Genomic DNA, 12,651 nt, shown 5'->3' with positions numbered 1-12,651 from the left:
ACGCAAGAAACCGCGGGTTCGAGATACGATATGTGCGACGCGAGAAGACGTTTTCTCAGAGCTGAAATTGCGTTAAGACCCGCCGATCTCCCAAGCCGTTTCATTGAAATACTGATTGGAAAGAAAATGACAGACGCGATCTCCGCATCGCCGACCCCTGCCTCGAGCGCGCAAGTCAATTCCCCGGCACGCGTTCTCATCGCCAGCCTCGTCGGCACCACGATCGAATTCTTCGACTTCTACGTCTACGCGACGGCAGCCGTCCTCGTCTTCCCGCATCTCTTCTTCCCGGCAAGCGATTCGAACGCCGCAACGCTGCAGTCGCTCGTCACCTTCTCGATCGCCTTTTTCGCCCGCCCCATCGGCGCTGTAATTTTCGGCCATTTCGGCGACCGCATCGGCCGCAAGGCGACACTGGTTGCTGCGCTGATGACGATGGGGCTTTCGACCGTTCTGATCGGCCTGCTGCCGGGCTATGATTCGATCGGCATCGCGGCACCCTTGCTGCTGGCGCTTTGCCGCTTCGGTCAGGGCCTCGGCCTCGGCGGCGAATGGGGCGGCGCCGTCCTGCTCGCCACCGAAAACGCTCCTCCCGGCAAGCGCAGCTGGTACGCCATGTTCCCGCAGCTCGGCGCCCCGATCGGCTTTATCCTTTCCTCCGGCTTCTTCCTCATCCTGGCGGAAACGATGAGCAACGAGGACTTCCTCGACTATGGCTGGCGCATCCCCTTTATCGCCAGCCTCGCCCTGGTCGCCGTCGGCCTCTATGTCCGCCTGAAGATCGCCGAAACGCCGGAATTCCGCAAAGCCGTCGAAAAGCACGAACGCGTCGCCGTGCCGATCGCGGTCGTCTTCCGCGGTCATCTGCGCAGTCTGATCCTCGGCACCTTCATCGCGGTCGCCACCTTCGTGCTGTTCTACCTGATGACGGTGTTCACGCTCTCCTGGGGCACGACACCTTTGGAAAAGGGCGGGCTCGGTTATTCCCGCGAGCAGTTCCTGGTCGTCCAGCTTGTCGGCGTCGTCTTTTTCGGCCTGACCATCCCGCTTTCCGGCTGGCTCTCCGACCGCTATTCGCGCCGCCTCATCCTGACGCTGACGACGATTGCCATTGCGATCTTCGGCTTCTTCTATGCGACGCTGTTGACCAGCGGCCTGACCGGCGCCTTCCTTTGCTCGATCATCGGCCTTGCTTTGATGGGCTTCACCTACGGTCCGATCGGCGCGGCCCTTGCCGCCCCCTTCCCGACCATGATCCGCTATACCGGCGCCTCGATGACCTTCAACCTCGGCGGCATTTTTGGCGCCTCGCTCGCCCCTTTTATCGCCACCCGGCTCGCCACCCACTACAGCCTGGACTATGTCGGCTACTACCTCGCCGCCTCGGCTGTGATCTCGCTGGTCTGCATCCGGCTGTCGGGCCGCGAAGAGGTCTGAGCCTCGGACAGCAAATGAACCGGAAGCCGCGACGGCCACTGTCGCGGCTTTTTTATTGATGCGGTCGACACTTCCGGCTAACCGGAGCACTCAAGGTAAACGGGGAACAGATCATGCGATGCCTCATTACCGGCGCAGCCGGCTTTGTCGGTGGGCCTCTCGTCGAAAGACTGCACAGAGAGCGGCTATGCGAGCTTCAGGTAACCACGCGATCTTCAGCCGCCAGCTTTCCGGAAGGTGTGCGGCATTTCCCCATCGAGATATCCAGCGAAACTGACTGGACGGCAGCTCTTCACGGTGTTGACGTCGTCGTCCATCTCGCCGCCCGCGTGCATATCATGAATGACCGCGCAGCCGATCCACTGACGGAATTCCGCCGGATCAACACCGCCGCCACTCTGAATCTCGCCGAACAGGCTGCACGCGCCAGGATAAAAAGGCTCGTTTTCATCAGCAGCATCAAAGTCAATGGTGAAGAGAACGATCGGCCCTTCCGCCACGACGACACGCCAATGCCGCTTGATCCCTATGGTGTTTCGAAGCTGGAAAGCGAAATCGGGCTGCATGAAATCTCCGCCCGAACCGGCATCGAAGTCGTCGTCATTCGACCGCCGCTCGTCTATGGGCCGGGCGCCAGGGGCAACTTCGCGCTGCTCGTCGGACTTGTCAGGAAGAAGATACCGCTCCCCTTCGCGTCACTGAAAAACCACCGGACGCTGGTAGCGCTTCCGAACCTCGTCGATCTGATTATCACGGGCATGACGCATCAGGGCGCTGCCGGCCAGACGTTTCTCGCAGGCGACGGAGAAGATCTCTCAACGCCCGGGCTCATCGAGGGAATTGCCGCAGGGTTGGGTGTCAAACCAATGCTGCTTCCCTTCCCCCCCGCTCTGTTGCAGCTGGGCGCGCGATTGACCGGAAAAGACGCCGTCTACCAGCGTCTTTGCGGTTCGCTGCAGGTCGACATATCCCACACCCGCGACGTGCTCGGCTGGTCACCCATCGTCACGCCACGCGAAGGTCTGAAGATCGCTGTGAAGTAAGAATTATTCGCTGGTGACGCCATGGAACGGGCGCACTTCGCGGCCGGGCATGAAGACACCGAGGCGCTTGATTTCCCATTCGAGCTTGATGCCCTCTTTCTCGAAGACTTCGCGGCGCACTTGTTCGCCGAGATATTCGAGATCGTAGCCGGTCGCCTGCCCCATGTTGATCATGAAGTTGCAGTGAAGCGACGACATCTGGGCTCCGCCGATGACGAGGCCGCGGCAGCCGGCCTCGTCGACCAATTTCCAGGCCGAATGGCCCTTCGGGTTCTTGAAGGTCGAGCCGCCAGTCTTTTCGCGCACCGGCTGCACCGTCTCGCGGTGATTGCGTACGGCGTCCATCTCGGCGCGGATCTGCGCGCGCTCTTCCGGATAGCCTTCGAATAGCACCGAGGTGAAGATCAGCTCGGCGGGTGCTGCGGAATACCGGTAGGAATAGCCCATTTCGGCATTGGAAAGCACATGCTTATTGCCGTTGCGGTCGACGGCGTTGACCTCGATCAGCCGCTCGCGTGTCTCCACGCCGTTTGCCCCGGCATTCATACGCGCCGCGCCGCCGATGCTGCCTGGAATACCGTAGAAGAAATGAAAGCCGCCAATGCCGTTATCCATCGCCATCGCGGCCACATGTTTATCGGGGCAGATGGTGCCGGCAAGAATGCGGTTTTCGCCGGCAAGCGCGACAAAGCCGAACCCCTTGGCGGACAGGCGCAGCACGACGCCGGGAATGCCGCCGTCACGCACCAGGATGTTGGAGCCGACGCCGATCACCGTCAGCGGCACCTCTTCCGGCAGTATCTTCAGGAAGGCGACGAGATCGTCGATGTCATGCGGCTGGAACATCAGCTCGGCGAGGCCGCCTGCCCTGAACCAGGTGACGCGGTCCATGGGGGCATCCGGCGTGATGCGCCCGCGGATATCCTTTACACCGTCTCCGAGAGACGCGAGAAGCTTTTCCCCATTCACCTGTTTCATACGGACTTTCCCGATAGGCCTTCCAGTTGCGTGGGCAGCGCCGCCGCCCAGGATGTGATGCTGCCAGCCCCCAACAGAACCACGAAATCGCCAGGCTTTGCAACCTCCGCAACCATCTGCGGCAGAAGCTCCGCCGAGGTGAGAAAGCGGGCGTCGCGATGGCCGCCGGATTTTATCCGCGAGACCAGCGACACGGAATCGATACCCGCGATCGGATCTTCGCCCGCCGCATAGACCGGCGCGAGGAAAATGCTGTCGGCGTCGTTGAAGCAGGCGGCGAATTCCTCGAATAGGCTCGCAAGGCGGCTATAGCGGTGCGGCTGGTGGACCGCGATCACCCGCCCCTTGCAGGATTCGCGGGCAGCGCGCAGCACCGCCTTGATCTCGACGGGATGGTGGCCGTAGTCGTCGAAGACCTGCACCCCGTTCCATTCGCCGGTCAGCGTGAAACGGCGCTTGACGCCGCCGAAGGAGGCAAGCCCCTTGGCGATATCGGCGCTCGATATGCCGAGCCGGTTGGCAACAGCGATCGCCGCCGTCGCGTTGGAAATATTATGCCGCCCGGGCATCGGCATGACCAGCCCCTTGAGCTCGATTACCTGGCCGGTGCGGCGGCGGCGGATTTCGACGTCGAAGATCGAGCGCGTGCCGTCGATGCGCACATTCGTGAAGCGCACGTCGGCCTGCGGGTTCTCGCCATAGGTGATGATCTTGCGATCCTCGATGCGGCCGACCAGCGACTGCACCTCGGGATGGTCGAGGCACATGACGCCGAAGCCGTAGAACGGCACGTTCTCGACAAACTGCCGGAAGGCGGCGCGCACGGCATCGAAATTGCCGTAGTGGTCGAGATGTTCCGGATCGATATTGGTGATGACGGCGACATCGGCGGGAAGCTTCAGGAAGGTGCCGTCCGATTCGTCGGCCTCGACCACCATCCACTCGCCCTCGCCCATGCGGGCATTGGTGCCGTAGGCGTTGATGATGCCGCCGTTGATCACGGTCGGGTCGAGCCCGCCGGCTTCGAGCAGCGTCGCGACCAGCGAAGTGGTCGTCGTCTTGCCATGCGTGCCGCCGATGGCAATCGCATTGCGGAAGCGCATCAACTCGGCAAGCATTTCGGCGCGGCGCACCACCGGCAGCAGCTTTTCGCGCGCGGCGATGAGTTCCGGATTGCTCTTCTTGATCGCCGTCGAAACGACGACGACTTCGGCCTCGCCCAGGTTTTCGGCCCGGTGGCCGACGAACACCTCGATGCCCTTGTCGCGCAGTCGCTGGACATTGGCGCTGTCGGCCTGGTCAGATCCCTGCACCTTGTGGCCGAGATTGTGCAGCACCTCGGCAATGCCGCTCATGCCGATGCCGCCGATGCCGATGAAATGAACGAGACCGATCGCCTTCGGCAGTTTCATGCGCGTGTCCTCTTGAATTCCGCAATTGTCCGTCCGGCGGCAATAGCCTCAACCATGTCGGCAAGCAAGTTCGCGGCATCGGGTTTCCCGGCCAGCTTCGCCGCCGCTGCCATGTGCGAAAGCTTTTCCGGATCGTTCATCACAGCCGTCAGGATCGCCGCGATCTTCTCCGGCGAAAGCTCCGACTGAGCAATTACCTTGGCCCCGCCGGTCGCAGCCAATGCTGCGGCGTTCGCCGCCTGGTCGTGATCGAGAGCGTGCGGGTAAGGCACCAGCACGGCCGGCCGGCCGATGACGGAGATTTCCGAAACCGTCGAAGCGCCCGAACGGCAGATGACGAGATGCGCCCTTGCCAGCCGCTCGGCCATGTCGGTGAAGAAGGGGGCGATATCGGCGCCCATCTCCAGCTTGGCGACGCAGCCGCCGACCATTTCCATATCCTCAGGGCGCACCTGCTGGGTGATGCGCAGGCGCACGCGAAGCGTGTCGTCGAGCAGGCTGATCGCCGTCGGCAGCGCCTTGGAGAAATATTGGGCGCCCTGGCTGCCGCCGAAAACGACGAGGTTGAAGGCTTCGCCGGGATACGAGGGCGTGTAAGGCACCTCGGCGGCTGCGATGATCGCCGGGCGGACCGGATTGCCGGTCGTCACCGTCTTGTCCGGGAAGGCGCCGCCGCCCTCCGGCAGGAAACCGCCGGCGATACCCTGCACGCGGGTCGCTAAGGCCTTGTTGGCCCGGCCCATCACGGCGTTCTGCTCGTGGATCATCGACGGCACACCGAGCCGGGTGGCGGCGAGCAGCGGCGGCACTGTCGGATAACCGCCGAAACCGACGACGATAACCGGCTTCAGCCGCTGGATCAGCTTCTTTGCCGCCCGCATACCGCTCCAGAGCGTCCACAGTGAGCGGGCGACAGCAACCGGGTTCTTCGAGCCGATCGTCGCCGACGGCACGACATGGATCTCCTCGGCCGGAAACTTGCCGGCATAACGCTCGGCCCGGCTGTCGGTGACGAGATGCACCGCGTAGCCGCGCTCCTTCAGCTTGAAGGCCAGCGCCTCCGCCGGGAACACATGACCACCGGTTCCCCCGGCGGCAAGCAGCACGATGCCTTTGCTCATGGCTTTTACTCCGCCGGCATGCCGTGCGGGACGCGGAAAAGGCTCCGGTCCTGCGCGCGTTTTTCCGGTCTATGGCGCGTCAGCGCCAGAATGAAGCCGGCGGTGACGCAGATCGCCACCATGGACGAGCCGCCGTAGGAAATCAGCGGCAGCGTCATGCCCTTTGCCGGCAGAAGCTCGAGATTGACGCCGATATTGATGATCGACTGGATGCCCATCTGCAGCACCAGGCCGGCAACGGCGAAACGGTTGAAGTCGTTGCGCTCGCGGTAGGCATGAGAGAGGCCGCGCAGCACCAGCACGGTAAACAGCGCAACCAGCGCTATGCAGAAGACGATGCCGAATTCCTCGGCCGCGACCGAGAAGATGAAATCGGTATGCGCATCCGGGATGATCCGTTTGACGATACCCTCGCCTGGCCCCTGGCCGAACCAGCTGCCGCGGATGATCGCCTCGCGCGCGGTGTCGATCTGGAACGTGTCGCCCTCGCCGGTCATGAACTTGTCTATTCGCAGCGCAACGTGCGGGAAGACGTAATAGGCGCTGAGCAGGCCGCCGGCGCCGCCGATGCCAAGCAGCATGATCCATATCCACGGCATGCCGGCCATGAAGAACATCCCGCCCCAGACGGCCGTCGTCAGAATGGTCTGGCCGAGGTCGGGTTGCGCGACGAGCAGAGCGGCGACGATGGCAAACAGGATGATGGCGAAAAGATTGCCGGGGATCTCCGGCTGGCGCGCATGTTCGGCAAACAACCAGGCGCAAACCACGACGAAGGCCGGCTTCATGAATTCCGACGGCTGGATCGAAAGGCCGGCGATCCAGATCCAGCGCCTGCCGCCCTTGACCTCCTGCCCGACGAACAGCACCAGCACCATCATGGCGATCGAGATGATCAGCAGCAGGATCGCCGTTCGCCGCACCTGGCGTGGCGTCAGGAACGACAGCCCGAGCATGACGGAGATCGAAGGGATCATGAAGGCTGCATGGCGCTTGACGAAGTGGAAAGGCTCGAGCCCGATGCGCTCGGCGACAGCCGGAGATGCCGCGAACGACAGCATGAAACCGATGCCCATCAGGAAGATGAACATCGCCAGGAAGAAGCGGTCGATGGTCCAGAACCAATCGGCCAGAGGCCCACGTTCCGCGCGGCTTACCATGTCATTTCTCTCCTGTTGCCGAACCGATCAGCATCGCAATTCCGTCAAGCGCTGCGACGTGGCCGACGAAGGCATCGCCCCTGACTTCGAAATTCTTATACTGATCGAAGCTTGCGCAAGCCGGGGATAACATCACGGCCGAAGCGCTGCTCTCGTCGCGCTCGGCATCGGCTGCCGCATGCGCAACCGCACGCTCCAGCGTGCCGGAGATCTCGTAGGGCGCAGCCTTGCCGAGCGTCGCAGCGAATTCCGCCGCCGCCTCGCCGATCAGATAGGCCTTGGCGATGCGCGGGAAATAGGGAGCGAGTGTTGTAATGCCGCCAGCCTTCGGCAGGCCGCCGGCGATCCAGTAGATGCGATCATAGCTCGAAAGGGCCGGCGCTGCAGCATCCGCATTGGTTGCTTTGGAATCATTGACGAAAACGACGCGGCCGCGCTGCCCTACAGGCTGCATGCGATGCTTGAGGCCGGGAAACGAGGCAAGGCCGGTGCGAATGTCGTCAGCGGAAATTCCGACGGCAAGGCAGGCGGCCACAGCTGCGGCGGCGTTCTGCGCATTATGGCTGCCGCGCAGCGTCTGGATACCGTCGAGATCGGCGAAGGGCAGCATGGCGCCGCCGGCGGCCTGAATGAGCCTGCTTGCCTCGGCATAAATGCCTGATGCCACTACGCTGCGGCGCGAAATGCGGACTACCTTGACATCCGCCCGCTCGACGCGGTCGGCAATCAGCGCCGAATGGCTGTCGTCGACGCCGACGATCGCGACATCGCTGCCGGCAACCAGCCGTTCCTTGATATCGGCATAATGCTGCATCGTGCCGTGGCGGTCGAGGTGATCAGGCGTCAGGTTGAGCAGGATGCCGGCGGACGGGTTCAGCGTCGGCGCCAGATCAATCTGATAGGAGGAGCATTCGACGACGTAATAGCGCTCGGCCTTCGGCGGATCGAGCGTCAAGACCGCCGTGCCGATATTGCCGCCGAGCTGCGTATCGTAGCCTGATGATTTCAGGATATGGGCGATCAATGCTGTCGTCGTCGACTTGCCGTTGGTGCCTGTGATGGCAATGAACGGGCAATCAGGCGCATGGGCGCGGCGCTCGCGCACGAAGAGCTCGACGTCGCCGACGATATCGACGCCGGCGGCGCGCGCAAGATCGACGGTCCAGTGCGGCTTTGGATGGGTGAGCGGCACGCCGGGCGACAGTACGAACAGCGCCTGCTGGCTCCAGTCGATAGTGTGCAGGTCCTCCGTCCGGATGCCTTCGGCTGCAGCCTTGGCGACGCTGTCGGGATTGTCGTCCCAGGCGGTTACCTCGGCGCCGCCTGAGACCAGCGCCCGCGCAGTGGCAAAGCCGGAGCCGCCGAGCCCGAAGAGCGCGACCTTCCTGTCCTTGAGCGTCGTGACCGGGATCATCGTCGGCTCACCGCAGTTTCAGCGTCGAGAGGCCAAGCATGGCAAGGCCGACGGCGATGATCCAGAAGCGGATCACTACCTGACTCTCGGTCCAGCCCTTCTTCTCGAAGTGATGATGGATCGGCGCCATCAGGAACACGCGCCGGCCGGTCATCTTGAAGAAGCCGACCTGGATGATCACCGAGAGCGTCTCGATGACGAAGAGGCCGCCGATGATCGCCATGACGATCTCGTGTTTGGTGGCGACGGCAACGGTGCCGATCGTGCCGCCGAGTGCGAGCGAACCGGTGTCGCCCATGAAGATGGCGGCCGGCGGCGCATTGAACCAGAGAAAGCCGAGACCGGCGCCGATGACCGCGCCGAGGACGACGGCGAGCTCGCCGGTGCCGGGCACGAAATTGATCTGCAGGTAGTTCGCAAACACCACGTTGCCGGCGAGATAGGCAATGACGCCGAAGGAGGCGGCAGCGATCATCACAGGCACGATGGCAAGCCCGTCGAGGCCGTCAGTCAGGTTGACGGCATTGCCGGCGCCGACGATGACAAAGCCGCCGAAGACGACGAACATGATGCCGATATTGATCATGAAGTCCTTGAAGAAAGGAAAGGCGATCGAAGAACCGAAGGTCGAACCGGCAATGCCCGAGGCAAGGGCGGTGCGCATCATGAAATAGACGGCAATGCCGGCGATGACAAATTCGATGCCGAGACGGGCCTTGCCGGAAAAGCCCATGTGGCTCTGCTTCGTGACCTTGAGATAATCGTCGTAGAAGCCAATCGCGCCGAAGCCGAGCGTCACCAGCAAAGTGGCGACGACATAAACGTTGGAAAGATCGGCCCACAGCAGCGACGCGCCGACGATGCCGGCAAGGATCATCAGCCCGCCCATGGTCGGGGTGCCGGCCTTCTTGAAATGCGTCTGCGGCCCGTCGGCACGGATCGGCTGGCCCTTGCCTTGGCGGATGCGCAGCGAATTGATGATTGTCGGCCCGAACAGGAAGACGATCAGCGCCGAGGTGAACAGAGCGGCCCCTGTGCGGAAGGTAATATATCTGAACAAGTTCAGAAATTTGAAATATTCCGACAGTTCGACAAGCCAGATCAGCATTCAGGGCCCCTTGTTTACCCGATCAAAGTTCGCGTTGCGTGTCGGAAAATGGCGGGAACTTGTCAAGGAGCGCGGCGACGATCTTGCCGAAACCGATGCCCAGAGACGATTTCACCATCAACACGTCGCCTGGTGCGACCGAGTTCAATACATAATCCGTCAATTCGCCAGTGTTCTCGCGATATTCGACATGGACGCTTTCCGGCAGCGATTCCTTGAGCGCAGCCATTTCTGCTCCTGCGAGCCAGACATGTTCGATGCCGGCCGCAAGCACCGGTACGGCAAGATCGGTATGAACCTTCTGCGCATACTCCCCCATCTCCAGCATGTCGCCGAGCACAGCGATACGGCGTCCGCCGCCGGTCGGCTCGGAAGCCGCCAGCAGTGCGATCGCCGCGCGCATCGAAGCCGGATTGGCATTGTAGCTCTCGTCGATCAGCGTGAAGCGGCCGCTGCCGACCGAAAGCCGGTGGCGCTTGCCCCTGCCCTTTTCAGGCCTCAGAGTCGTGAGCGCTTCGATCGCCTTTTCCATGTCGGCGCCGACGATCCTGACGACGCCGAGCGCTGCGAGAGCATTCTCGGCGATATGGCGGCCGGGCGCGCCGATCGCGACCTCCAGCGTCTCACCGCCGATCGTCAGCCACAGCGTCGAGTTCTCGTCCGAGCCGTTGAATTCCGCCAGCCGGAATTCGGCCTTGGCATGCTGGCCGAAGGAATGGATATGCTCGACGCCGAGCGACTGCGCCGTGCGGTCGAGGAAATTGAACTGGTCATTGTCGCGGTTGAGCACGACATGGCCGCCCGGTTCGAGCCCCTCGAAGATCTCGGCTTTGGCGGCAGCGATTTCCTTGATGTTCTTGAAATTGCCGAGATGCGCCGGCGCGATTGTGGTGACGATGGCGACATCGGGACGGATCATCGCTACCAGCGGCCGGATCTCACCGGGATGGTTCATTCCGACTTCGAAGACGCCGTAATCCGTATCCTCAGGCATGCGCGCCAGCGTCAGCGGCACACCCCAATGATTGTTGAAGGAGGCGACGGAAGCATGCACCTTGCCGGAGGGCGACAGCACGTGCCGCAGCATCTCCTTGGTGGTCGTCTTTCCCACAGATCCCGTCACCGCGATGATCCGGGCCTTAGAGCGCTCGCGCGAAGCAAGGCCGAGCCGGCCGAGTGCTGCGAGCACGTCCTCCACGACGATCATCGGCACCGTCAGGCGGCCCATGGCCGGAAGTCTCGCCTCGCTGACGACAAGAAGGGAGGCGCCGTTTGCCGTCGCCATCGATGCGTAGTCATGACCGTCGACACGGTCACCCTTGATCGCGAAGAAGGCTTCGCCCGGAGTGATCGAGCGGCTGTCGATGGAAATGCCGGTGATGCCTTCGGGCGGAGTGCCGAAGGGGCGCCCCGCCATTGCTGCGATCATATCTTCGGTCGTCCAGAGCCAGCTCAAGATTGCGGTTCCTCCAAGGCCTTGCGCACCTCCGCATGATCGGAAAACGGCAGGGTAACGCTGCCGATCGTCTGCCCTTCCTCATGCCCCTTGCCGGCGACGATCAGCGTATCGCCGGATCTCAACATGCCAACCGCCTCGCGGATCGCCGTGGCGCGATCGGCGATTTCCGAGGCGCCGGGTGCTGCCGCCATGATCTCCGCCCGAATCGAGGCCGGCTCCTCCGAGCGCGGATTATCGTCGGTGACGATGACGACGTCGGCAAGTCGGCAGGCGATTTCGCCCATGATCGGCCGTTTGCCGCGATCACGGTCGCCGCCACAGCCGAAGACAACGACGACGCGGCCCGTGGTGAAGGGTCTGACCGAGCCTAGCACGTTTTCCAGCGCATCCGGCTTGTGGGCGTAGTCGACATAGGCGAGCGCGCCATCTTTCGTATGGCCGACCAGTTCGAGACGGCCGGACGCACCGATGAGTTTTTCGAGCGCGGCCATCGCAACCTTCGCCGCAACGCCGGTCGACATGGCAAGCCCGGCCGCGACCAGCGCGTTGGCGACCTGAAAATCGCCGGCCAGCGGAATGTCCACCTCGAAGATCTCGCCGTCGATATGGATCTCGGCGGTCTGCTTGTGGCGGAAGTGCTCGACGCGTTTCAAGGCGAGGTAATCGCCCTTGCGCCCGACAGTGCGGACGTCGTGACCGGCATCGGTCGCAGCCTTGATCGACTGCGCCGACCACAGATCATCGGCGAAGATCACCGCCGGCGACCCCTTCGGCAGCAGCACATCGAAAAGCCGCATCTTGGCGGCCATATATTCTTCAACGGTCGGATGATAATCCATGTGGTCGCGGCCGAGATTGGTGAAGGCGGCCGCCGCAAGCCTAGCGCCGTCGAGCCGGCATTGGTCGAGGCCGTGGCTGGAAGCCTCCATCGCCGCATGCGTGACACCTTCATCGGCAAGTTCGGCCAAGAGCTTGTGCAGCGACACCGGATCGGGCGTCGTCAGCGAACCATATTCGTTGCGCGTCGGCGAGACGACGCCGGTCGTGCCGATCATTGCCGCAGCATGACCCGCATTCGCCCAGATCTGCCGTGTGAAGGAGGCGACGGAAGTTTTGCCCGCCGTGCCGGTGACGGCGACTATGGTCTCGGGCTGCCTGGCGAAGAAGCGCGAAGCGGCGATCGAAAGGAAACGGCGAGGCTCTTTGACCGCAAGCACCGGGATGGAGGCATCGATGGCTTGGGAGGCGATCGCGACGGCAGCGCCCCGGCCGGCGGCATCCGCGATGAAGCCCGCGCCGTCCGCCTTGGTGCCGGCAACCGCGACGAAGGCATTGCCCGGCGCCACATGGCGGCTGTCCGAAGACAGGCCTGAGATGTCAAGCAAGCCTGCCGGGCCTTCGAGCTGTGCTTCAAGTTCCGGAAACTGATCTCCGGCCAGGTCTCGCAATTTCATCGAATGCACTTTTCTCTCTTGAAACCGGTTCACCCCTCGCGAATCGGCGCCGATATTCATTCACA

General features: G+C 62.8%; 10 protein-coding genes. 2 read left to right on the top strand and 8 right to left on the bottom strand.

The window, feature by feature from the left end:
* The first annotated feature begins 126 nt into the window (after positions 1-126).
* A complete protein-coding gene (locus tag HJB82_RS06355) occupies positions 127-1,437 on the top strand; it encodes an MFS transporter (RefSeq protein WP_221115794.1) in 1,311 nt (436 codons plus the stop codon).
* Positions 1,438-1,550: 113 nt separating this feature from the next.
* Positions 1,551-2,480 carry an SDR family oxidoreductase gene (locus HJB82_RS06350; protein ID WP_221139726.1) on the top strand — a complete coding sequence of 310 codons (930 nt, stop codon included), beginning with the start codon at positions 1,551-1,553 and terminating at the stop codon, positions 2,478-2,480.
* 3 nt (positions 2,481-2,483) lie between these two features.
* On the opposite strand, the gene murB is transcribed toward HJB82_RS06350, so the two are convergent.
* From murB to HJB82_RS06310, 8 genes are read right to left on the bottom strand one after another with little or no spacing between them, the layout of a single operon-like run.
* Positions 2,484-3,458: a UDP-N-acetylmuramate dehydrogenase gene (murB, locus tag HJB82_RS06345; RefSeq protein ID WP_221115796.1), complete on the bottom strand. Its 975-nt coding sequence runs from the start codon at positions 3,456-3,458 to the stop codon at positions 2,484-2,486.
* Positions 3,455-4,870, bottom strand: a complete 1,416-nt coding sequence (gene murC / locus HJB82_RS06340; RefSeq protein ID WP_207581128.1) for a UDP-N-acetylmuramate--L-alanine ligase — start codon at positions 4,868-4,870, stop codon at positions 3,455-3,457. The genes murB and murC overlap by 4 nt, the downstream gene beginning before the upstream one ends.
* Positions 4,867-5,991, bottom strand: coding sequence for an undecaprenyldiphospho-muramoylpentapeptide beta-N-acetylglucosaminyltransferase (gene murG / locus HJB82_RS06335; protein ID WP_221139725.1), 1,125 nt, complete (start codon positions 5,989-5,991; stop codon positions 4,867-4,869). Before murG ends, murC begins: the two co-directional genes overlap by 4 nt.
* A gap of 5 nt (positions 5,992-5,996) precedes the next feature.
* Positions 5,997-7,151 carry a putative lipid II flippase FtsW gene (gene ftsW, locus HJB82_RS06330; protein WP_164011711.1) on the bottom strand — a complete coding sequence of 385 codons (1,155 nt, stop codon included), beginning with the start codon at positions 7,149-7,151 and terminating at the stop codon, positions 5,997-5,999.
* 1 nt (position 7,152) lies between these two features.
* Entirely contained in the window at positions 7,153-8,565 is a 1,413-nt protein-coding gene (gene murD, locus HJB82_RS06325) for a UDP-N-acetylmuramoyl-L-alanine--D-glutamate ligase (RefSeq protein WP_221139724.1), read from the bottom strand.
* A gap of 7 nt (positions 8,566-8,572) precedes the next feature.
* A complete protein-coding gene (gene mraY, locus HJB82_RS06320; RefSeq protein ID WP_207581131.1) occupies positions 8,573-9,673 on the bottom strand; it encodes a phospho-N-acetylmuramoyl-pentapeptide-transferase in 1,101 nt (366 codons plus the stop codon).
* A gap of 22 nt (positions 9,674-9,695) precedes the next feature.
* Entirely contained in the window at positions 9,696-11,129 is a 1,434-nt protein-coding gene (locus tag HJB82_RS06315) for a UDP-N-acetylmuramoylalanyl-D-glutamyl-2,6-diaminopimelate--D-alanyl-D-alanine ligase (RefSeq protein ID WP_207581132.1), read from the bottom strand.
* Positions 11,126-12,646, bottom strand: a complete 1,521-nt coding sequence (locus HJB82_RS06310) for a UDP-N-acetylmuramoyl-L-alanyl-D-glutamate--2,6-diaminopimelate ligase (protein WP_221139723.1) — start codon at positions 12,644-12,646, stop codon at positions 11,126-11,128. Before HJB82_RS06310 ends, HJB82_RS06315 begins: the two co-directional genes overlap by 4 nt.
* Between the last annotated feature and the right edge of the window lie 5 nt (positions 12,647-12,651).

The organism is Rhizobium sp. NZLR10, assembly GCF_019685125.1.
GTDB lineage: Bacteria > Pseudomonadota > Alphaproteobacteria > Rhizobiales > Rhizobiaceae > Rhizobium.
Note: the sequence above shows the minus strand (reverse complement) of the source record. Positions and strands in the feature narration are given on the sequence as shown.